The organism is Aurantiacibacter arachoides (assembly GCF_009827335.1).
In the GTDB taxonomy this organism is placed as follows: domain Bacteria; phylum Pseudomonadota; class Alphaproteobacteria; order Sphingomonadales; family Sphingomonadaceae; genus Alteraurantiacibacter; species Alteraurantiacibacter arachoides.
In genome coordinates, this window is sequence record NZ_WTYH01000001.1 from 1,109,783 (window position 1) to 1,132,190 (window position 22,408).

The 22,408-nt window shown below is 66.3% G+C and carries 19 protein-coding genes; 13 read left to right on the plus strand and 6 right to left on the minus strand.

The window, feature by feature from the left end; translation table 11 throughout:
- Window positions 1–20 precede the first annotated feature (20 nt).
- On the plus strand, window positions 21–1,457 hold the full coding sequence (locus GRI62_RS05415; RefSeq protein ID WP_131452358.1) for a hypothetical protein: 1,437 nt from the start codon (window positions 21–23) through the stop codon (window positions 1,455–1,457).
- Window positions 1,458–1,496: 39 nt separating this feature from the next.
- Window positions 1,497–2,168 (plus strand): class I SAM-dependent methyltransferase, encoded by a 672-nt coding sequence (locus GRI62_RS05420; RefSeq protein WP_234027375.1) that lies wholly within the window; start codon window positions 1,497–1,499, stop codon window positions 2,166–2,168.
- 21 nt (window positions 2,169–2,189) lie between these two features.
- Here the strand turns inward: GRI62_RS05420 and GRI62_RS05425 are convergent, their stop codons facing one another.
- Both GRI62_RS05425 and GRI62_RS05430 read right to left on the minus strand, forming a co-directional pair.
- Entirely contained in the window at window positions 2,190–3,017 is an 828-nt protein-coding gene (locus GRI62_RS05425; protein ID WP_131452359.1) for a nucleotidyltransferase family protein, read from the minus strand.
- A 27-nt stretch (window positions 3,018–3,044) separates the two neighbouring features.
- The gene (locus GRI62_RS05430) at window positions 3,045–5,858 is read right to left on the minus strand and encodes an Rne/Rng family ribonuclease (RefSeq protein ID WP_131452360.1); all 2,814 of its coding nucleotides are present in this window, start codon (window positions 5,856–5,858) and stop codon (window positions 3,045–3,047) included.
- Between the two features lie 475 nt (window positions 5,859–6,333).
- Between GRI62_RS05430 and GRI62_RS05435 the strand changes: the two genes are divergently transcribed.
- The 6 genes from GRI62_RS05435 (at window position 6,334) to GRI62_RS05460 (ending at window position 14,061) form a co-directional block, all read left to right on the plus strand.
- Entirely contained in the window at window positions 6,334–7,203 is an 870-nt protein-coding gene (locus tag GRI62_RS05435; RefSeq protein ID WP_131452361.1) for an N-acetylmuramoyl-L-alanine amidase family protein, read from the plus strand.
- Window positions 7,204–7,290: 87 nt separating this feature from the next.
- Window positions 7,291–9,837, plus strand: coding sequence for a penicillin-binding protein 1A (locus GRI62_RS05440; RefSeq protein WP_131452362.1), 2,547 nt, complete (start codon window positions 7,291–7,293; stop codon window positions 9,835–9,837).
- 67 nt (window positions 9,838–9,904) lie between these two features.
- Window positions 9,905–11,032: a peptide chain release factor 2 gene (prfB, locus tag GRI62_RS05445; RefSeq protein WP_131452363.1), complete on the plus strand. Its 1,128-nt coding sequence runs from the start codon at window positions 9,905–9,907 to the stop codon at window positions 11,030–11,032.
- A 58-nt stretch (window positions 11,033–11,090) separates the two neighbouring features.
- A complete protein-coding gene (locus GRI62_RS05450; RefSeq protein ID WP_131452364.1) occupies window positions 11,091–11,909 on the plus strand; it encodes a class I SAM-dependent methyltransferase in 819 nt (272 codons plus the stop codon).
- Window positions 11,890–13,296, plus strand: a complete 1,407-nt coding sequence (locus GRI62_RS05455) for an NAD(P)H-dependent flavin oxidoreductase (RefSeq protein ID WP_131452365.1) — start codon at window positions 11,890–11,892, stop codon at window positions 13,294–13,296. The genes GRI62_RS05450 and GRI62_RS05455 overlap by 20 nt, the downstream gene beginning before the upstream one ends.
- A gap of 90 nt (window positions 13,297–13,386) precedes the next feature.
- Complete coding sequence (locus GRI62_RS05460) at window positions 13,387–14,061, plus strand: alpha/beta hydrolase (RefSeq protein ID WP_131452366.1); 675 nt, start codon at window positions 13,387–13,389, stop codon at window positions 14,059–14,061.
- Window positions 14,062–14,137: 76 nt separating this feature from the next.
- Here the strand turns inward: GRI62_RS05460 and GRI62_RS05465 are convergent, their stop codons facing one another.
- Complete coding sequence (locus GRI62_RS05465) at window positions 14,138–15,442, minus strand: ammonium transporter (protein ID WP_131452367.1); 1,305 nt, start codon at window positions 15,440–15,442, stop codon at window positions 14,138–14,140.
- 132 nt (window positions 15,443–15,574) lie between these two features.
- Between GRI62_RS05465 and GRI62_RS05470 the strand changes: the two genes are divergently transcribed.
- Window positions 15,575–16,042, plus strand: coding sequence for an SH3 domain-containing protein (locus tag GRI62_RS05470; protein ID WP_131452368.1), 468 nt, complete (start codon window positions 15,575–15,577; stop codon window positions 16,040–16,042).
- A gap of 69 nt (window positions 16,043–16,111) precedes the next feature.
- On the opposite strand, the gene GRI62_RS05475 is transcribed toward GRI62_RS05470, so the two are convergent.
- From GRI62_RS05475 to GRI62_RS05485, 3 genes are all read right to left on the minus strand, one after another.
- Window positions 16,112–16,504, minus strand: a complete 393-nt coding sequence (locus GRI62_RS05475; RefSeq protein ID WP_131452369.1) for a hypothetical protein — start codon at window positions 16,502–16,504, stop codon at window positions 16,112–16,114.
- A 106-nt stretch (window positions 16,505–16,610) separates the two neighbouring features.
- Window positions 16,611–17,072, minus strand: coding sequence for a hypothetical protein (locus tag GRI62_RS05480; RefSeq protein ID WP_131452370.1), 462 nt, complete (start codon window positions 17,070–17,072; stop codon window positions 16,611–16,613).
- A 116-nt stretch (window positions 17,073–17,188) separates the two neighbouring features.
- Window positions 17,189–18,385, minus strand: coding sequence for a thiolase family protein (locus GRI62_RS05485; protein WP_131452371.1), 1,197 nt, complete (start codon window positions 18,383–18,385; stop codon window positions 17,189–17,191).
- A 103-nt stretch (window positions 18,386–18,488) separates the two neighbouring features.
- Here GRI62_RS05485 and GRI62_RS05490 point away from each other — a divergent pair, with 103 nt between their 5' ends.
- The 4 genes from GRI62_RS05490 to GRI62_RS05505 all read left to right on the plus strand — a co-directional run bounded on the left by GRI62_RS05490 (window position 18,489) and on the right by GRI62_RS05505 (window position 22,401).
- Entirely contained in the window at window positions 18,489–19,922 is a 1,434-nt protein-coding gene (locus GRI62_RS05490) for a coniferyl aldehyde dehydrogenase (RefSeq protein WP_131452372.1), read from the plus strand.
- A 3-nt stretch (window positions 19,923–19,925) separates the two neighbouring features.
- Entirely contained in the window at window positions 19,926–21,269 is a 1,344-nt protein-coding gene (locus tag GRI62_RS05495; protein WP_131452373.1) for an SMP-30/gluconolactonase/LRE family protein, read from the plus strand.
- A gap of 83 nt (window positions 21,270–21,352) precedes the next feature.
- A complete protein-coding gene (locus tag GRI62_RS05500) occupies window positions 21,353–21,739 on the plus strand; it encodes an NADH-quinone oxidoreductase subunit A (protein WP_131452374.1) in 387 nt (128 codons plus the stop codon).
- A gap of 35 nt (window positions 21,740–21,774) precedes the next feature.
- Complete coding sequence (locus GRI62_RS05505) at window positions 21,775–22,401, plus strand: NuoB/complex I 20 kDa subunit family protein (RefSeq protein ID WP_373283017.1); 627 nt, start codon at window positions 21,775–21,777, stop codon at window positions 22,399–22,401.
- Window positions 22,402–22,408: the final 7 nt, after the last annotated feature.

A 22,408-nucleotide genomic window follows, 5' to 3' on the forward strand; every position in this document is an offset into this window, starting at 1 on the left:
ACCAACCAGAGGCGACCGGCGTGGCCGCCCGCACCGCCGGGATCGCGAGCGAACTGCTGGCTAGCGGCGGGGATGCGCGCATCGTCGTTGACGCCGATACCGGCACCAACCGGTATTTCGCCACGCCCTGGCCCCGCGATACGGTGACCTACGCGTCCTCGACCGCCAACGATATTTCGCCCGAAGCCTTTGCCCATGTCTGTGCCGTTATCGAGAATGGGCAGCCCGGATATGCCGCGCACCTGGCGCAGTTGCGCGCACGGCTGCGCGCCGCATACGGCCTGGCTGACGATATTGACGTGGTCTTCGCCGCATCGGGCACCGATCTTGAATATGTCGCGCTTGCGGCCGTCATCGGGAAGGCGGCGGGGGGCGTGCACAATGTCCTGATCGGCGCGGACGAGGTGGGCAGCGGCTGCATCCACTCCGCCCATGGGCGCTATTTCGCGCAGGAAACGGCCCGCGGGATCGCCGTCGCCCCGGGAGAAACGGTGGCGGGCCTGGAAGCTGTCGGTCTCACGGACATTCCCGTGCGAGCGGAGGATGGAACGGCGCGATCCAGCGAGGACATTGCCGCCGCCGTCGATGCGCAGATTTCCGAGGCCGAAAGGCTCGGCAAGCACGCACTGGTCCACGTCGTGCATGGCTCCAAGACCGGGCTCATCCTGCCCCGCATGAACGACCTTGTCGCACTACAGCGGCGCTGGGGCAAACGGGCAAGCTTCGTCGTCGACGCCTGCCAGGCGCGTCTGGGTGAGGACGCGGCGCGGGCGTATCTCGAAGCGGGCTGCATCCTGCTTGTCACCGGGTCGAAATTCATGGGCGGTCCGCCATTCAGCGGCATGGCGCTGTTGCCGCCGGGGCTTGCAAAGCACGCCGCTCCGCTTCCCCTGGGGCTGGCCACCATCTTCCGGAAAGCCGAATGGCCGCTGCACTGGCCCGGCGCCGATGCCTTGCCGGACGAAGAAAACCCCGGCCTTGCCCTGCGTATCGAGGCGGCTGTCTACGAACTCGAACGGTTCCATGCCCTGCCACCCGGCCGCCGCGCCGAGGTGGCCGAACTGTTCCAGAATACCGTCCGATCTGCCCTGGTGGAGCCGCTTGGGCTGGAGCAGGTGCTGCCCACCGCGACGGGGAACATGGATGAAAGCGACGCGCATCCGACTGCCATGAAGACGCTGGTGACGCTGTCGCTGGCCGGACTGCCCGGCGTCGTCACACTGGCCGATGCCGAGCGGCTGCATCGCCAGCTTGTAACGCAAGGTGTCAGGCTCGGTCAGCCGGTGAAATGCGTGCGTCTGCCGGATGGAGAGTGGGGCGCCACGCTGCGGGTCGGCCTTTCGATGCCGCAGGCAAGCCGCCTTGCCGCGATGGCGGACGGGGATGCGATTGCAGCGCTGATGCGCGACATGCAGCGGATCGCCTCCGCGCTATCCGGGCAGGCGCGTCCATCGTAGTCTTCGCCGATATGGTGTAGACCGGGCATTGGGCGTGCAATGAAAACGTGGAAACCGATGGCTCTGGCGCGCTGGTACGACAATACGATCCTGCCACGGGTCATCGCAGCGGGGTGCGGTGCCGACCGGCTGGAGCGACTGCGCCGCGAAGTCGTGCCATTGGCGCGCGGCGCGGTGTTCGAACTGGGCTGCGGCGGCGGGTACAACCAGCCGCTCTACGATCCGGCGCTGATCTCCAGCTTCTCCGGCATCGACCCGAACCCCGCGTTGCTGGTTGCAGCGCGCGCGGCGGCGGCGGCGCGTGCGGCAGCGGCAGGCGGCGGTTGGCCGATCGACATCCGCGAGGGGCGGGGCGAGGAAATTCCGTTCCACGATGGCGCCTTCGACACCGTGGTCTGCACCTTTACCCTGTGCAGCGTGGACGACGCACCGCGCGTACTGGCGGAGATCCGCGGTGTGCTCAAACCCGCAGGATTGCTGCTGTTCCTCGAACATGGACGCGCCCCCGATCCCGGGCCGGCCCGATGGCAGCGGCGGATTGAACCGGTGTGGAAACATGTGGCCGGCAACTGCCACCTGACCCGCGAAATCGGCAACGGCATCCGCGCCGCCGGGTTCGAAATCGAACCGATCGGGCGCGACTATCTCGCTTATGTGCTGAAGTGGGCGGGATGGATGGAATGGGGCATGGCCCGGCGGGCCGGCGCCTGAACCCGCCCCGACGCGCCGGAGTTACGTCCCGGGCGGGATTTCGGGCTTGGGAATGTCCATGCCCAGTCGCTGGCCCAGTATCCATTCTGCCACCGCGTAGGTGCGCGCATTGTCGACGTCGATCGCCAGCGCGCCGTCTTCATAGACGACCGCGTCGATATGCAGGCCCAGGCGCTTGCCAAGCCGCGCCATGCCCTGTCGCATGGTCACGAGTTTTGCGGCCATCAGCATGATGTTCAGCAGACCGAAGGCGCGCACCATGCGCCCGCGGTTCTTCATGAACTGACCGCCTTCGCGAAAGACCTCGGCCGCGGCCAGGCTCTTGCGACCGTTGAGGCCGAACAGGTTGCAACTGGCATAGCCGTTATCGCGAAAATCGTAGAAGCCGCGCTGGCCCTGCCGGTGCACGGCCCACACCCGGTCGCGGGTGGTGAGGGTGATGATGGCGTCGCAGGTGGCGAGAGCGCTGCGCGCCTGTTCGAACGAGTTCGGCGTCAGCAAGACGTTGTCCGCCGTGGTGATGATCACGGGGGTGTCTTCACCCCTGGTGGCGGCGATGACGCTGTTCACGATGTTGCTGTCGGAATCGATCGTTTCGATCGGTATGCCGCGATCCCGATACGTCGTCAGCACAGGTTCCACCGCCTGCTGTCCGTCGGGCTCGATCACCACCCTGATCGCCTGGATGGCGGGCAGGGTGGTGAGGGTATCGAGCACGTGTTCGATCAACGGCCTGCCGCAGATCGGTACCATGGCCTTGTGGCTGACCCCCGCCCGCTGGGCGAGAGGGTTGACCACCCCGGCGCGCTGGGCGGCGAGGACGACGACGGTTACGGGCAACTGGGACATGACGGGTGTCAGGTTAGCACGGCTTTCCTATTCACCGAAAGTGCGCTGCCACCAGCCGCCGCGCTTGCGTGCGGATTCGGCTTCGGTCCCACCATCGATTTGCGGTGCGGGATTTTCGGCCTCGGTGGTTTGCGCTGACGCCGCAGGGTCTTCTGCGAGGACCTCGGGTGCATCCGGCATATCCTGTACCGCCACTTCCGCTTCCGCCGCAGGCTCAACCTTCTTGCGCGAACGGCGCTTGGGCTTTTCGTCGGCCTGTGGTGCCGCCTCGGCAACGCTATCCGCTTCCGGAGCAGGCTCGGCCTTCTTGCGCGAGCGGCGCTTGGGCTTCACGTCTTCCTCGGGCTGGGCCTCTTCGGCAGGTGCCGGTTCGGCAGCAGCGTCCTGGGCCACCACGGCTTCGCCTTCATCGGCCTTCTTGCGACGCGAGCGACGCTTGGGCTTCTCTTCCGCTTCGGGCACAGGCGCTTCGGGCACAGGTGCTTCGAGTGCCGGCACTTCGGCTTCCGGGGCGGCTTCGGCCTCCGCTTCCGGCTCTACCGGCTCGTCGGTTTCAACAGCCGAACTGGCATCGTCTGCCTCGCTTCCGCTTTCCTCGTTACGACGACCGCGTCCACGACCGCCACGGCGACGGCGGCGCTTGGGGCGATCCTCGGCGCCTTCGTCGTCACGAGCCGGCGCGGAGCTGGCTTCGCCTGCCTCCTCGCCTGCTTCGCTGTCACCGTCCGGGCTTTCACCATCCGCGCTATCACGGTCCGAATTATCGCCGTCCTCGCGGCCCTTGCTGCGACCGCGGCCGCCGCGACGGCGCCGACGACGCTTGCGCGACGCCCCATCGTCATCGTCGGACCCGCGATCGGTGTCGCTCTCGCCATCGGACTCGCCGTCTTCATCGGCGGTATCGTCATCGTAGATCTCGTCCTCGTCGTCGCTGTCATCGACGATGGGATCGAACCGGGGTGCCTCGGTCGGCTTGGGGCCGGATGATGCAACGCGCATCTTGGCGCCTTCGTCCTCACCCTCGGGCTCCACTACCACGGTGACATTGTACCGGTGCTCGATTTCGGCCAGGTCGGCGCGCTTGGCATTGAGCAGGTAGACTGCCGCCTCCGTCGACGCGAACAGCGTGATGGCCGTGCCCTTGCCGCGCGCCGCCTCGTCCTCGATCAGGCGCAGTGCCGAAAGGCCCGCGCTCGATGCGGTGCGCACCAGGCCTGTACCATCACAGTGCGGGCATTCGCGGGTCGTCGCCTCGAGCACGCCGGTGCGCAGGCGCTGACGGCTCATCTCCATCAGGCCGAAGCCGGAAATGCGGCCCACCTGGATGCGCGCGCGATCGTTCTTGAGTGCGTCCTTCATGGCGCGCTCCACCTTGCGGGTATTGCCGCTGCGCTCCATGTCGATGAAGTCGATCACCACCAGGCCCGCCATGTCGCGCAGGCGCAACTGCCGGGCGATCTCACGCGCGGCTTCCAGGTTGGTGTTGAGCGCGGTCGCCTCGATGCCGTGTTCCTTGGTGGAGCGGCCCGAGTTGATGTCGATGGATACCAGCGCCTCGGTCGGGTTGATTACCAGATAGCCACCCGACTTGAGCTGTACGACGGGGTCATACATCGCGCGCAGCTGGTCTTCGGCGCCATAACGCTGGAACAGCGGCACGGGGTCGGAATACTGCTTCACCCGCCGGGCGTGGCTGGGCATCAGCAGCTTCATGAACTCCTTGGCGGCCTTGTAGCCTTCCGGCCCCTCGACCACGACTTCCTCGATCTCGCGGTTGTAGATGTCGCGGATCGCGCGCTTGATCAGGTCGCTGTCCGAATGGATCACGCTGGGCGCACTGGACGACATCGTGCGTTCACGGATCTCGTCCCACAGGCGGGCGAGATAATCGAAGTCGCGCTTGATCTCGGGCTTGGTGCGCGAAAGGCCGGCGGTGCGCACGATCAGCCCCATGCTCTTGGGCAAGGACAGGTCGGAGACGATGGTCTTCAGACGCTTGCGATCGCTGCCGCTGCTGATCTTGCGGCTGATGCCGCCACCGTGGCTGGAATTGGGCATGAGCACGCAATAGCGACCCGCAAGGCTGAGATAGCTGGTGAGCGCCGCGCCCTTGTTGCCGCGTTCTTCCTTCACGACCTGGACGAGCAGGACCTGGCGGCGCTGGATGACGTCCTGGATCTTGTAACGACGACGCAGCGCCTGGCGCTTGGCGCGCGCCTCGTCGATTTCCTTGGCGCGGCTGCCGGAGCGACCCCTGGACGGGCCCTTGCCACCCTGGCGACGACCACGCCCGCGACCGCGGCCGCGCTGCGACGATCCGCCCTCCGCGGTGTCGTCAGCTTCGGCATCGTCGGCGTCTTCTTCATCTTCCGAGGCGTTGTCCTGGCCATTCTCGAGGTGACCGTCCTCGATGGTGGCGACATCGTCCTTCTCGGAGGTGTCGATTTCCTCGACACCCGCCTCGTCCTCGTCCTCGTCTTCCTCGTGGCGATCACGTGCGTCGCGGTCGTCGTCCTCGTCCTCCTCGGCGCGCAGGGCGGCTTCTTCCTCGGCCGCCTCGGCCTCGGCAGCCAGCAGCGCGGCGCGGTCCGCGGCGGGGATCTGGTAATAGTCGGGATGGATCTCGCTGAAGGCGAGGAACCCGTGACGGTTGCCGCCAAAGTCCACGAACGCTGCCTGTAGCGACGGTTCGACCCTGGTTACCTTGGCGAGATAGATGTTGCCCTTGATCTGCTTGTGTTCAGCAGATTCGAAATCGAATTCCTCGATCCGGTTACCTTTGAGGACCGCGACCCGGGTTTCTTCCGGGTGGCGCGCGTCGATGAGCATGCGCGTTGCCATTGATAATTCTCCGGGCAGGGCGCCATGCGCTGCCGGGGCCGGTTGAAGCCCCCGCGTGCGTGCGCCGCTGCCGATATGTGTGGGTTCCGCCAAGTGCTTGGCGAGAAGTGATCATGGCCCCGGTGCCTGTGCGGCAGTCGGGGTTGCGAAACGTGTCTGCCTGGATGCGAAGGCGCAGGGTATGCATCTGCGCTTCAAGAACCGAAGATTGCGCCGAAGCGTACCCATGCCCTTGCGAACATGCGGTAACAATCGGGCTCCAACTTGGCATCGCGGCATCAACCTGTAAGACGTGCCGGAAGCGGACGGATGCCGCCCCGGTGCTACCGACAGGAAAAATCGTGCCGGCAACCACTCGCTAGCATCCGGGGAAAGCTGTCGCAACCTTGTTGCGCGAGCGCGCATATTTCCCTTTGGACGATGTCAAGGATGATGCAGGCTTCGCGCGCTGCATCGGGGAGGGAGCGGAACGCGCGTGGCATATCGCATCCAGTTGGGATTGCTCTTTGCGTTTCCGGTGCTGCTGGTCGTGCTGGTCTATGCGCTGGGCAGGACGATCCCGGTGCCGGTGCTGGGGCGCGACTATGTCATTACCATGCCGTTGCCCGATCCTGACGCGGGCATAGGTCTGCCGCAGATCGCCGGCCCGACAGATCCCACGCGCCCGCTTGTCGTGATCGACGCCGGCCACGGCGGCCCCGATCCGGGCGCCGTAGGGGAAAGCCTGCGAGAAAAATCGCTGGTCCTCGGCCTTGCCCGGGCCCTGCGTGACAGGCTGGTGGCGGAAGGCGGCATCCGCGTCGCCATGACGCGCGAGGATGACCGGCTGATCGTGCTGGGAGAACGCGCCGAGATTGCCCGTGCGCTGGGTGCCGACCTGTTCATCTCGATACACGCCGATTCGGCGGGCGAGCGGGAAGGCGTGGGGGGCGCGAGCATCTATACCCTCTCCGAAACCGCCAGCTCCGAGGCCGCCGCGCGCTTTGCCGAGCGCGAGAACGAGGCCGACGTGATCAACGGCGTGGACCTTTCCGGCAACGACCGCGCAGTGAACGATATCCTGGTGGAACTGTCGCAGCGGCGCACGTCGGAACGGTCGATCGAATTCGCCTCGCTGATCGCGCGCGAGGGGGAGGGCACCTTGCGGTTCCACCCGCAGGCGCGCCGCTCTGCCGCGCTGGCCGTGCTGCGCGCGCCGGATGTTCCGGCGGTGCTGTACGAAGCCGGCTTCGTCTCCAATCCGAGCGAGGCAGAAGCACTCGCCTCGCCCGAGGGTCAGGAGCGGTTCGCGCAGGTGCTGGCACGGGCCATCCGCATCTTTTTCGCCCGCCAGTCCGACGGCTAGATAGAGCGGCGCTGGCGTTGCCGAATGCGACGGGGCGCGCGCATTCAGTGTGGCGCCATGCTTTTTCATCATGCTAGGGCGCCAAGCATGACCGAAGCCTACATCGAGGACAGCGAAAGCGGCATCGCCCGCATAACCCGCCGCATCCGGCGCGGGGGAGAAGGCGCGTGGGCGCGCGTGCGGGATACGTGGCAGGCGAACGCAAGGTTCCGCCGCGCCGCCTGGGTCCTGGGCGGCGGGCTGCTGCTTGCGGTGATCGGCTTCTTCTGGCTCACCAAGGATCTGCCCGACGCGGAGACGCTGCTGGAGTACGAACCCAACCTGCCCAGCGTGGTGCGCGGCATCGATGGCGACATCGTCCATCGGTTCGAGCGTGAACGGCGGGTGGAACTGCAATTCCAGGATTTTCCCACGCAACTGATCAACGCCTACACCAGCGCCGAGGACGAGACGTTCTGGACCCATGGCGGGATAGACATTGGTGGTTTCACCGGCGCGGTAATCGATTACGTCTCGAAGCTGGGATCGGGCGAGCGCGCCGTCGGCGGATCGACGATCACCCAGCAGGTGGCCAAGAACATCCTCGTTGGCAACGAATACTCGGTCACCCGCAAGCTGCGCGAAATGGTGCTGGCGACCCGCATCGAAGGCGTGCTCGACAAGCGCGAGATCATCACGCTCTACCTCAACGAGATCCCTCTGGGCCGTCGCAGCTTCGGCGTGCAGGCCGCGTCGCGTGCCTATTTCGACAAGGACGTGGACGATCTCGAACTGCAGGAAATGGCCTTTCTCGCCATCCTCCCGCGTGCTCCCGAGGTCTACGGCCGCAGCGCCTATGCCGCCACCGCCGTCGAACGGCGTGACCGCGTCCTCGATTCGATGGAGGAAAACGGCCACATCACTGCGGCCCAGCGCGATGCCGCCAAGGCTAAGCCGCTCGGCATCTTCCAGGGGCAGCGAGAGGACCGCTCGGCGGATGCGGGATATTTCTTCGAGGAGGTGCGCCGCCAGCTCATCGCCCGCTACGGCGAAGAGGCCGAGGACGGTCGCAACAGTGTCTATGCGGGCGGTCTGTGGGTGCGCACCTCGCTCGACACGGAACTGCAGGATGCGGCGCAGAACAGCCTGCGTGCGGCGCTGCTGCGCTATCACGGCAATCGGGGGTGGACGGGGCCGCTGGCCACGCTGAACCCGGACAACGGCGACCTCGCCCAGCAGCTCGCCAGTTCCTACCTCGGCGTCGATTACGACGATTGGCGGGTGGCTGTTGTCACCGGCAAGAACGGCGGCGGGGCGGACATCGCCTTTGCCAATGCCGATGTCGGCCGGATCAGCAGCGCACCCGACGCGCTGGTCGCGGGCAATGTGATCGCTGTTTCCCCCAGCGGCAACGGCTGGCGCCTGGAAGCCTTGCCCGAGGTCTCCGGCGGCTTCCTGGCCATGCAGCCGCTCACCGGCCGGGTGATGGCGATGCAGGGCGGGTTCGATTCGCGCATCGGTGATTTCAACCGGGCCACGCAGGCCGAGCGGCAACCGGGTTCGACGATCAAACCCTTCGTCTACGCCGCCGGCCTCGACACCGGGATGACGCCGGCCACGATCGTGCCGGACCGGCAGTATTGTTACTACCAGGGCGCCAATCTGGGCCAGCACTGCTTCACCAACTTCGGCGGCGAACGCGGCGGCGGGGAATACCCGATGCGCTACGGGCTCGAACAGTCGAAGAATCTGATGACCATGCATATCGCCATGGACGCCGGGATGGAGAACGTGATCGAGACTTTCGAGCGCGCGGGCATCGTCGACGAAGGCGCGTATGAGCCCTATCCGTCGTTCGCGCTGGGCGCCGGTGACACGACGGTAGAGCGCATGGTCGCCGCCTATTCGATGCTGGTGAACCACGGCAGGCTCAACCGTCCGTCACTGATCGACTTCATCCAGGACCGCGACGGCAAGGTCATCTGGCGCGCTGACGAGCGCGAATGCACGGGCTGCAACATGGACGAGTGGGACGGCGGCGCCATGCCCCGCTTCGGCCCGACCGGCCGCCAGCAGATGGATCCGCGCACCGCGTTCCAGGTCGTCCACATGTTGGAAGGCGTGGTCCAGCGCGGCACCGCCACGCGCCTGCGCGATCTCGACATTCCGCTGTTCGGCAAGACCGGCACCACCAACGGCCCGACCAACGCCTGGTTCGTGGGCGGTTCGCCCGATATCGTGGCCGGCACCTATATCGGTTTCGATCAACCGCGTAATCTTGGCGGATACGTTCAGGGCGGCAATACCGCGGCGCCGATCTTCAAGCAGTTCGTCGAGGAAACGCCCGACCACTGGAGCGGACGGCCCTTCGTGGCCCCCGCCGGCGTGCGCATGGTGCGGATCGATCGGCGCAGCGGCCGCCGCGTGTTCGATGGCTGGCCCGCCGGCGCCCCGACGGATGCGATCATCTGGGAAGCGTTCAAGCCCGATACCGAACCACGCCGGGCGCAGCGGCAGGACGATATCGACGCGCTGCGCAACCAGATCCTCGCAGGACTGCGCCGCATCAGCCGGAGCGGCGCTGCCCCGCGGCGCCAGACCACCACCAGCGCCTCGGAGGAAAGTTTCCCCGAGGAACAGGGCGGCATCTACTGATCCCACGCCTTTCGCCGCGCCTGCACTTGCGCTAGGCGCGCCGCTTCAATCTTACGGAGAACATTCCATGCGTGCCGAGGGGCAGGCTCATATCGACCGGATCGAGGCGGCGCTGGCGCTGGTGAAGAAGTCGCTCGACTGGGATCGTGCCCTGCGCCGGCTCGACGAGCTGGAAGCGCGCGTGCAGGATCCCAACCTGTGGAACGATCCCAAGCAGGCGCAGGCGATCAGCCGCGAGCACAAGCAGCTCAAGGACGCCGTGGAGACGGTGCGTGAAATCACCACGGAGATGACCGACGCGGTTGAGTTCGTGGAGATGGGCGAGGCCGAGGGTGATGACGAGGTTATCGCCGACGGGCTCGCCAGCCTCAGCGGGCTCGCTGCCCGCGCCGATCGCGACAAGGTCAAGGCGCTCCTATCGGGCGAGGCGGATGGCCATGACACCTATCTCCAGATCAATTCCGGCGCCGGCGGGACCGAGAGCCAGGACTGGGCCGAGATGCTCATGCGCATGTACGCGCGGTGGGCGGAGCGGCGCGGCTTCAAGGTGGAGACGGTGGAATATGCCGCGGGCGAACAGGCCGGCATCAAGAGCGCCACGCTGCTGATCAAGGGCGACAACGCCTACGGCTATTCCAAGACCGAGAGCGGCGTCCACCGCCTCGTCCGCATTAGCCCCTACGACAGCTCCGCGCGCCGCCACACCAGCTTTTCCAGCGTCTGGGTCTACCCGGTGATCGATGACGACATCGACATCGAGATTAATCCCGCGGACTTGAAGGTGGACACCTATCGTGCGTCGGGCGCGGGCGGCCAGCACATCAATACCACCGACAGCGCCGTGCGCATCACCCACCAGCCGACCGGCATCGTCGTCGCCAGCCAGGCCGATCGCAGCCAGCACAAGAACCGCGCCACGGCCATGAACATGCTGAAGGCTCGCCTGTTCGAACGCGAGATGCAGATGCGCGAAGCGGTGGCGGCGGGCGAATATGCCGAGAAGACGGAGATTGGATGGGGCCACCAGATCCGGAGCTACGTGCTCCAGCCCTACCAGATGGTGAAGGACCTGCGCACCGGCGTCACCAGCCCCACGCCCGACGACGTGCTGGACGGCGCTATCGACGATTTCATCGCCGCCGCGCTGGCCCAGCGCGTGACAGGCGAAAGCGTGGACGTGGAGGACGTGGACTAGGCTCTGCCCCAGTGCAAGGCGCTTTGCCTTCCTCTCACTCACTCGCTAGAGGCCGGTAATGGCAAGAAGGCTGAGCATCCGCGTTCTGGCATGCATCGCGCTGTGCGCCGGCGTGGCTGCGTGCGATGCGGCGGACGACAGCCGCCTGCCCACGGCCCGCGACTTTCCGCGCCCCTACCGCCCCGTGTCCGAACTTGCCGGCAATTCCTTCTCTACCGAGGAACAGCGGGATAACCGGCGCGAGGCCGAGACGGTGATGGACCAGGCCTCCATCACCGAAGGCATGACCGTGGCCGATATCGGCGCGGGCGAGGGGTATTATACAGTGCGCCTGGCAGACCGGGTGGGTGACGATGGCCGGGTGCTGGCACAGGATATCGATCCCGCCGTGCTCCGCCGCCTCGGCAGCCGGGTCGAGCGGGAGCGGCACGACAATGTTTCCATCATAACCGGTGACATCGACCATCCCCGCCTGCCGCCCAATTCGTTCGATCGCATCTTCATGGTCCATATGTATCACGAGGTGACGGAGCCCTACGCCTTCCTGTGGAACATGCGCCCGGCGCTGCGCGAAGGCGGGCAGGTGATTGTGGTCGACGTTGACCGGCCGGCGGATCAGCACGGGATCGATCCGCAGCTATTGTTTTGCGAATTCGAACGGGTCGGCTATCGCCTCGTTGAATTCGTGCGAAAGCCCCAGATCGCAGGTTACTACGCGCAGTTCGAGGTTGCTGGAGAGCGGCCCGAGCCGCGCGATATCGAACCCTGCATGCAACCGGGCAATGATGACACCGCGCTTACACTGGCGGATCCGGCTACCGGGTCCGCGCAGCCCACAGGCGCAGCAAGGGAAGATGATGGCATTCAAGGGACTTAGCCCCGTCACGTACGGCGGCCGCGAGGTATGGCCGCTGGTCGAAGGGGGCAAGGGTGTCTCCGCAACCAACGGGATCAGCTCGGGCGCCTGGGCGGCAGCCGGCGGCATCGGCACGGTCAGCGCGGTCAACGCCGACAGCTACGATGTCGACGGAAACCCCATTCCGCAGGTCTATCCGCAGGCGACCCGGACAGAGCGGTTCGAACAGCTGGTGCGCTACGCCATCGACGGGGCCACCACGCAGGTGAAGATCGCGCACGAGATCGCCGGCGGGCGCGGGGCGATCAACATCAACGTCTTGTGGGAAATGGGCGGCGCGCAGCGCGTGCTGGAAGGGGTGCTGGAAAACTGCCCCGGCCTGATTACCGGCGTCACCTGCGGCGCTGGCATGCCTTACAAGCTGGCCGAGATCGCAGCGCGCTTCAACGTGCAATACCTGCCGATCATCAGCTCGGCCCGCGCCTTTCGCGCGCTGTGGAAGCGCAGCTATTCGAAGGTGCCGGACCTCATGGCGGCGGTCGTCTACGAGGATCCGTGGCTGGCGGGCGGCCACAACGGCCTTTCCAACGCCGAGGATCCGCGCCAGCCGCAGGACCCCTATCCGCGCGTTGCCGACCTGCGCGCGACCATGCGTGCCGAGGGCGTGTCGGAGGACACCGCCATCGTCATGGCGGGCGGCGTCTGGTTCCTGCGCGAATGGGAGAACTGGATCGACAATCCCGAGCTTGGCAAGGTGATGTTCCAGTTCGGCACCCGCCCGTTGCTGACCGATGAAAGCCCGATCCCGCAGGTGTGGAAGGAAATGCTGCGCACCGTGGAGCCGGGCGATGTGCTGCTGCACAAGTTCAGCCCCACCGGGTTCTACTCCTCCGCGGTCAAGACGCCGTTCCTGTACGACCTGATGCATCGCAGCGAGCGGCAGATCCCGATCTTCAAGCGTGACCAGGAAGAGGGGACCATTCCGCTCGCCGATCATGGCAAGGCCAAGTATTTCTTCGTCCACCCCGGCGACCAGCGCAAGGCCCTCGCCTGGATACACGAAGGCTTCACCGAGGCGCTGAAAACACCGGACGACACGGTGGTTTTCGTCACACCCGAAAGCGCCGACCAGATCCGGGCGGACCAGCAGGGGTGCATGGGCTGCCTGTCACATTGCGCGTTTTCCAGCTGGAAAGACCATGACGACCACACGACCGGGCGCCTGGCCGATCCCCGCAGCTTCTGCATCCAGAAGACCTTGCAGGATATCGCCCACGGCGGCGATCCTGACGAGAACCTGGCCTTTGCCGGCCACGCTGCCTACCGGTTCAAGCAGGACCCGTTCTATTCCAACAACTATACCCCCACGGTGAAGCAACTGGTCGATCGCATCCTGACGGGTGATTAGGTCAGGGTGGATGATCGGCTTTCATCGCATGACGAACACCGCGGCCTGGCCAAAGGGAGCGCGAAGTCGATGGATGCCGCCGCGCCCCCAATGCGTCGTTACCTGCGCGAGACCCTGTCGCTGCCACGGGTGCTGCTCAATCCGCTGCGGCGGGCGAGAACCGGTCCTGACATAGGTCACGGCAGGCCGGCGCTGGTCATCCCCGGCCTGACGACGGGCGACATTTCCACGACCCTGCTCCGCCGCACCCTGAAGGCCCGCGGGTTCGTGCCGGAAGGGTGGGGGCTGGGGATCAACACCGGTGCAGACCCGGCCAGGCTGAAACGACTGGAAGCCCTCATCGCCGCGCTCCATCGTCAGCATGGCAAGCCGGTGCTGCTGATTGGCTGGAGCCTTGGCGGCCTCTACGCCCGCGTCCTGGCGCACCGCATTCCGCAACACCTGGCGATGGTCGTCACGGTCGCCAGCCCGTTCGCCGGGGATCGCCGCGCCAACAACGCCTGGAAGGTCTACGAGGCGTTGAACGATCACTCGGTCTACGACGCGCCGTTCGGGGAAGACATCGAGGTCAAGCCCCCGGTGCCGACCATCGCGGTCTGGTCGGCCGTGGATGGTATCGTGGCGCCCGAATGCTGTTGCGGCGAGGATCACATGAGCGATCATCGCCTGCGCATCGACGCGCCGCATTTCGCCATCGGCACATCGCGCCGCGCAATCGAGCGGATCGTCGCCAAGATTGCCGAGGTCGAGGCGCTGGCGAACTAGGGGGACGCGCCGAAGGGCGGTGTCGGGTTGCAAGCGATCACGTCACGATGCTGACCGCGCTGCGAGGCGGCCCGCTTCAGTCGGGCTGCCAGGCGCGCTCGGAGTGGCTGGCGATGTCGAGACCTTCTAGCTCGTCTTCCTCGCTAACCCGCATGGGCATGAACAGGCTGATGGCGACCGCCAGCACCGCAGTCACCACGGCTGCGTAAATTGCCGTAACCGCCACGCCGATGCCCTGCGCCACCAGGGCGCCTGCCATGCTCCCTTCGACGTAGCCCACGCCGCCTAGCATCTCGGAAGCGAAGACGGCAAGGAGCAGCGTGCCCAGCATCCCGCCCACGCCGTGGACGGCAAACACATCGAGCGAATCGTCAATGCCCCAGCGGTTCTTGATGAGGGTAATCATCCAGAAACTCGTCAGCGCACCTGCGAGCCCCAGCACCAGGGCCGCGCCGGGCGAAACGAAAACGGCAGCAGGGGTAATGGTCACCAGCCCGGCGACGGCGCCCTTTGCAAAGCCCGCGGTAGTCGGTTTGCCGGACTTCATCTTTTCCACCAGCAGCCACGCCAGCGCGGCCGAGGCGGCGGCGACATGGGTGTTGATTATGGCAATGGACGCATCGTCGCCCGCCGTCAGCGCGCTGCCGCCGGTAAGGCCGAACCAGCCCACCCACAGCAGCATCGCGCCCAGCAAGGTCAGTCCCGGCGCGTGCGGGGGAGGTGTAACCGAGGGAAAGCCCTGTCGCTTGCCCAGCAACAGGGCAACGACCAGCGCGGAAACGCCCGCCGTGGTGTGCACCACGAGCCCTCCGGCAAAATCGCGCACGCCCAATCCGTCCAGCCATCCGCCGCCCCAGATCCAGTGCGCGACGGGGGCATAGACCAGCAGGCTCCAGGCGCCGGTAAAGGCGAGTACCCACCCGAACCGCGCGCGATCGGCCCAGGCGCCCACCATCAGCGCGGGCGCGAACGCGGCAAGGCTCATCTGGAACAACGCAAAGGTGCTTTCCGGCAAGGTCGTGCCGCCGCGAAAAGCGGTCAGGTCGATCAACATCCACTTCTGCCCGCCGCCCAGCCAGCCGCCGGCGCTATCGCCAAAGGCCAGGGTATAGCCGACCACGGTCCACAGTACCGAGGCGAGGGCAGCCACCGCGCCGATCTGCAGCAGCACGGACAGGACGTTTTTCGCCCGCACGCGCCCGCCATAAAACAGGCCGAGGCCGGGGAGGGTCATCAGCACGACCAGTGCGCTGCAAACAAGCACCCACGCCGCATCGCCGCCGTAGACGGCAGCGTTGACGGTCGCGCCCTGGCTGCCTTGCGCAGAGGCGGCCTGTGGTGCGAATGCCAGCGCGGCAGCCACGGCAAGCTTGCGAAACATGTGCGATCCCCTCCGCGGCTTTGCCTTCCCGGCGGCATCGCCTGGCGGCGAGTGGTAGGGCAATTTCCCGCGCCGGGGCAAGGCGCATTGAAAGGTTGCAGCGACTCCGCAAGGCCGCCTAGGTCCGCAGCCATGCCGCGCCTCGCCCAGTTCGCTTTTCTCGCCTTGTTGCTAGCCCCCGCCGTCGCCTCGGCGCAGGAAGTCGAACTGCCCTATTGGGCGAGCATTTCGGCCGAGGAAGCGCGTATGCGTGCGGGTCCAGCCGAGCAGTATCCCATCGCGTGGGTCTATCATCGCGTCGGTCTGCCGGTGAAGGTCGTGCGGTTCCACCAGGGATGGCGCCTCGTCGAGGAACCCGACGGCACCCAGGGCTGGATCTTCAACGCTCTCCTCAGCCGCGAGCGCACGGCGATCGTGGTGGGAGAAGATCTCGCCCCGATGCGTGCCGGCAGCGGAGCACAGGCGGACCTTCGCTGGAACCTCGAACCCGGCGTGATCGGCCTTCTGGGCGAGTGCGACGATGGCTGGTGCGTGCTCGACGTGAACGGCCATCGTGGGTTCGTCGAGCAAAGCCGGCTGTGGGGGGCGGGGGAGCCCTGACCGGACAGAAAAGGGGCGACCCGCAGGCCGCCCCTTAACATTTGATCGTAAGCAATCTTTTGGGGCGGGTTACTGGACCCGGAATTCCCGCACGACACCCTCGTTGTCGGTGATGCTTACCGTTCCCGCCGTGGTGCCGGGCTGGATGTTGTAGCACGTCTCGGACGCGCCCTGGGCCGTGAGGCAGGTGCCGCGAATGTTATCTTCCCAGGTGCCGGCCTCGGTCTGCTGACCGCCTTGCATCATGGTGTAGGAACCATCGCCGTTCAGGGTCAGCGACAGGTCCGTGCCGTCTTCCGTCGTCGAGGTGTAGGTCCCCGCAGCGGTCGTGGGGACCATCGGATTGGCTGCGGTATCGCTTTCGATGTTGGCCTCTGTCGGAGCGTCGGCATCGTTGCCGCCGCAGGCGACGACGCCGAGCGCGAGCACGGGAGCGGCGACAAGTGCGATGATGGTCTTCATGATTTCCCCTTCGTTGGAATTTTGTTGCGATTTTGCCCAGCCAACGAACAGGCAGGCGTGAAGGTCCGAGAAAGTTGTGCCGCGCCAGTGCACCCGCGGCCTGTAATCACTCCGCCGCGTTCTCCGCCACCGCGTCTTCCAGATCGCCGCCGGTGCGACGTACCGTGGATACATTGCCGTTATCTGCGGTGGTCTGCATCGAACCATCGGGCTGCATCGGTCCATCGGTGAAGCAGTTGGCGCCGTCCACGCCTTCCACGGTGAAGCAGGTCTTGCCGTCCTGCATGTAGATGCTGCCGCCGGTCGCGGTGCCATCGGCGGCGACGCGGGAGTAGGTCATGCCGGGGTGGATCTCGACCGAATCGACCTCTCCGCCTGCGCGCGTAATTTCATAGGTGCCGGGAGCGACCGCCTCGAAACCGGGGGCATCGCCGGTCAGCGGCACGCCATCGTCGCCCGGCTCGCCAGTCTCGTCGATGGTGGCCATGTCCGCGGTGTCGGTTTCCGCCTCTTCGGTGCAGCCCGCAAGCAACGCCAGCGCCGTGACGCCAATAACGATAGTCCTCATGCCAACACCTTTCCCTGTGTCTGAGCAAACCTCGGGCAGGCTTGTGTCACATGCGTGCTATCGTTGACAATGCCCAAACTGGTGGGAGCGCGCCAACGCCGAGCTCGCTATCGGTCTCAGACCAGTTCCACCGCCACGGCCGTAGCTTCGCCGCCGCCGATGCACAACGAGGCGATGCCGCGTTTCTTGCCCTGATGCTTCAGGGCGTTGAGCAGGGTGACGATGATGCGCGTGCCGCTGGCGCCGATCGGATGGCCCAGCGCGGTGCCGCCGCCGTTGACGTTGATCTTGTCATGCGGGATGCCGATGTCGCGCATCGCGAACATGGTCACGCAGGCAAAGGCCTCGTTCACTTCCCACAGGTCGACGTCGTCCACGCTCCAGCCGGTCTGGGCGAGCAGCTTCTCGATCGCGCCGACGGGGGCGATGGTGAATTCCTCGGGCGCCTGTGCGTGCGATGTCATGCCAACGATCGTGGCGACAGGCGTCAGGCCCTTTTCCTCGGCCACGCTCTTGCGGCTGAGCACCACGGCCGCCGCACCGTCGGAGATCGAGGAGGAAGTGGCGGCGGTAATGGTGCCGTCCTTGGCAAAGGCGGGGCGCAGCGTCGGGATCTTGTCAGGGCGGCCGGCACCCGGACCCTCGTCGGTATCCACGGTCACCTCGCCCTTGCGGTTGCTGTAGGTGACCGGCACGATCTCATCGGCAAAGGCGCCGCTGGCAATGGCCTTGGTGGCCCGGTCGAGCGAGGTGATCGAGTACTCGTCCATCTCCTCTCGGGTAAGCTGGTACTTGTCGGCCATGTCCTGCGCAAAGGTGCCCATGGCGCGGCCTTCCTCGTAGGCATCCTCCAGACCGTCGAGGAACATGTGATCGTAGACCCGGTCATGCCCCAGCCGCGCTCCGCCGCGCATCTTCTTCAGCAGGTAGGGGGCGTTGGTCATGCTTTCCATGCCGCCCGCCACCACGACGTCGACCGTGCCGGTGGCGAGCGCCTCTGCCCCCATGATAACCGTCTGCATCCCGCTGCCGCACACCTTGTTGACCGTGGTGGCCTGCGCGCTGGTGGGCAGGCCGGCCTTGATCGTCACCTGCCGGGCGGGCGCCTGGCCGAGGCCGGCGGGCAGCACGCAGCCCATGTAGACGCGGTTCACATCCGTGCCGTCGACGCCCGATCGCTCCATCGCTGCGCGGACAGCCGTCGCGCCCAGATCGGTTGCCGAAACGTCCGCCAGCACGCCCTGCATCGCGCCCATCGGCGTGCGCGCGTAGGAGAGGATGACGACGGGATCGTTGGCAGCGAAAGCGGACATGGCTAGGCCTTTCTGTCGGTAGGGTCGGAAAAATTACTCCGGCCATCTAGGGTTGCGAACCTGCTAAAGCAATCGCGCCACGACACGAAGGATCACCGCCAGCATGACCGTTCCGCCGACCGATCCCGCGCAGTTGCAAGCCATGCTGCATCGACAGCGCTCCGCGTTCGAGGCAGCGCGGCCCGAGGGGCTGGCAGCGCGCCGCGACCGTCTCGACCGGCTGATCGCCTTGGTGGAGTGCAACGGCACTGCACTGTGCGATGCGATGAACGACGATTTCGGCAACCGCTCGCGCCAGCAGAGCATGTTTACTGACATCGCCTCGGTCACAGGGTTCGCACGTTATTGCCGCGACAGGATTGGCCCGTGGGCGAGGCCGGACAAGCGCAGCGCGCCGTTCCCGCTCGGTCTGCTCGGCGCCAAGGCGCAGGTGCGGTTCGAGCCCAAGGGAGTGATCGGCATCATCAGCCCGTGGAACTTCCCCGTCAACCTGGCGCTCGGCCCGCTGGCGCAGGTGCTTGCCGCGGGCAACCGGGCGATGCTGAAACCCAGCGAACTGACCCCCTCCACCGCTAGCCTGATCGCCGAACTGGTCGCCGCCTGCTTCGCGCCCGAGGAAGTGACCGTGGCGACGGGGGACGCCGAGGTGGCCAAGGCGTTTAGCGCGCTGCCCTTCGACCATCTCGTCTTCACCGGCTCGACCGAGACCGGGCGCAAGGTGATGCAGGCGGCGGCGAAGAACCTCGTTCCCGTCACGCTGGAACTGGGCGGCAAGAGCCCGGTGATCGTTGGCCGCGGCGCGGATCTGGAGCGCACGGGTGCGCGGATCGTGACCGGCAAGATGATGAACGCGGGGCAGATCTGCCTTGCGCCCGATTACCTCCTCGTCCCGCGCCGGATGGAGGACGGGGTCATCGCCGCGCTGGAGCTTGGCGTGATGGACCAGTATCCCACGCTGCTGGACAACGCCGATTACGCCAGCGTCATCGACGACAGGCAGTTCGCGCGGTTGCAGGGGATCGTCGATGACGCGCGGGCGAAGGGCGGGGAGATCATCGCGATCAACCCGGCGGGTGAGGATTTCTCGGCCACCAACAGACGCCGGATGCCGCTCACCATCATTCGCAATCCGAGCGACGACATGCAGGCCATGCAAGAGGAAATCTTCGGCCCCGTCCTGCCGATCAAGACCTACGAGGGCATCGACGAGGCGATCGCCTACGTCAACGGGCGCGACCGGCCACTGGGGCTGTATTACTTTGGCGAGGACGCAGGCGAGCGCGAGCGGGTGCTGGCGCGCACGATTTCAGGCGGGGTGACGGTGAACGACGTGGTCTTCCATGTCTCCGTGGACGATGCGCCGTTCGGCGGCGTGGGTGCCAGCGGCATGGGACACTACCACGGGCCGGAGGGCTTTCGCGAGTTCAGCCACGCGCGGACCATTTACACCCAGCCGGCGCTGGACGTGGCAGGGCTGGGCGGGGTCAAGCCGCCCTACGGCACCAAGGGCAGGATCGCCAAGCTGCTGGGGCGCTGAACGATGCGGCGCGTCGCCCTGGCCCTCAGCGCACTGGCCGTGCTGGCCGGGTGCGCGTCGCGCATAGAACTGCCGGGCAGCGTGCTCGCTTTGGAAACCGCTCCGGGCGTGCGCGCTGTCGGCGCACCTGTGGACTGGCACAATGTCGACGCCGCGACCGGGCTTGTCGCGGATGTCCCGGGGCTTGAAGCGCTGGCCGAGGCCTTTCCCGATTCCGCATCCGTCCGCCTGCGACTGTTGCAGGCCTATCTCGCCGCCGGAGATCGTGCGGGCGTTGCCACCGCAGCGCGCTGGCTCAGGCAACGCGAGCATCACCTGCCGCCTGCCGCGCAGGATGCTGTTGTCGCGATGGTCGGCAGTGCGGACGCTGGACAATTGCCGGGCGGCTCCCCGTTCAGCGAGCCGGTAGAGGCCAGCGCGCTGGTATCGACCATCGGACCGCATGCGCAATTGCCCGAGGCCTTTCTGTTCGACCCCGCGACAGGGCGCGAATTCGTGACCACGGTCGTCTCCCGCGCGGTGTTCATCCGGCATACCGAGGCGGGCGGCGGGGCCGAAGCGTGGTCGGAAGTGACCATTCCCGGCGCAGGCAGCCTTGGCGGGATCGCCCTCGACGCTGCGCGCGGGTTGCTGTGGGTGGGTTCGGGCGTGCTCGAACAGACGCCCGACCCGCACAGCGTCTTTCGCGGCGTGATCGGCATCGATCGTGACACGCTGGCGGTCATGCGCCGCGTTGCTGCCCCCGTCGGCGTGACCATCGCCGACATCGGCGTGGCGCCCGACGGCACCGTGTACGGCAGCGATCCGCTTGGCGGCGGGATCTACGGTGCCGCTCCCGATAGCACCGAGATGCACACACTGGTGCCGCCCGGCACATTCCGCTCGCCGCAGGGCATCGCGGTGCGGCCGACGGGGCGCTCGCTGTTCGTATCCGATTATCGCCATGGGCTTGCCGAGGTGACGCTCGGCCCGCGGCCCCATGTCTACCGGGTCCAGACGGCGCTGCCGGCCGCGCTCGACGGGATCGACGGCCTGTGGATCCATGACAACGATCTGATCGCGGTGCAGAACGGCCTCTCGCCCGCGCGCATCGTGGCATTCCGGCTTGGCGAGGGGATTGCCAATATCGCGAACCACCGCGTGCTGGAGCGCGCCAACCCCGCGTGGACAGAGCCGCTTGGCGGGGCGATGACGGGCGGCGCACTGTATTACGTCGGCAACGGCAGCTGGGGTCTGTACGGCCGGGGCGGGCAGGCGGACGAAGGGCAGACGGCGGAGGGGCGGGGCCAGCCCGTTACCCGGCTGCACCGCCTCGACCTTCGCGTCGATCCGCCACGAACCCCATGATATCGCGGGTTAGCCGCCTTGCATCGCACCGCGCCATTGCCTAGACGCGCCCTCGAACCCCTCAGTTAGAAACCGAGTCCGACTTGGCCGATTCAGCCTCCTACCTTACCGAATACCTGCCGGTGCTGATTTTCATCTTCATCGCGGCGGGGCTTTCGGCGGCATTCGTGTTCCTGCCCATGGGCGTCGCGCGACTGACCGGCACGCACAATCCCACGCAGGACAAGCTGACCGAATACGAGTGCGGCTTTCCCGCGTTCGAGGATCCGCGCAGCCAGTTCGACGTGCGGTTCTACCTCGTCGCCATCCTTTTCATCATTTTCGATCTGGAGGCGGCGTTCCTGTTCCCCTGGGCGGTCAGCCTTGACCTGACGGGCTGGCCGGGCTGGATCACGATGATGGTTTTTCTCGGCGAACTGGCCGTCGGCCTCGCCTACGCATGGAAGAAAGGAGCGCTCGAATGGGAGTGAACTCCGACGACAAGCTGGACCTGTCGACCGGCGAGATGCCGGGCGAGCCGGCGCTCTATCCGTTCTATCAGGACGGAGCCCGCGGCTTCGGCACCAATCCGCCTGACGCGCACAACCGCGTCCTGCACGGCGCCCCGACGGCGCGCGGCGGCGAGGTGTTGCAGCCCGACGAGGACTACTTCCGCTCGATGCAGTCCGAGGTGAACGACAAGGGCTTCCTCGTCACCAGCACCGAGGACCTGTTCCAGTGGGCTCGCACCGGCAGCCTGTGGTGGATGACCTTTGGCCTTGCCTGCTGCGCGGTCGAGATGATCCATGTCAACATGCCCCGCTATGACATGGAACGCTTCGGCGTCGCCCCGCGCGCCAGTCCGCGCCAGAGCGACGTGATGATCGTGGCGGGCACGCTGTGCAACAAGATGGCCCCCGCGCTGCGCCGCGTCTACGATCAGATGTCGGAACCCAAGTACGTCATCTCCATGGGCAGCTGCGCCAACGGCGGCGGATATTATCACTACAGCTATTCGGTGGTGCGCGGATGCGACCGGATCGTTCCGGTGGATATCTACATCCCCGGCTGCCCGCCCACGGCGGAAGCGCTGCTTTACGGCGTGATGCAGTTGCAGCGGAAGATCCGCCGCAGCGGAACGATCGAGCGATGAGAGGCTC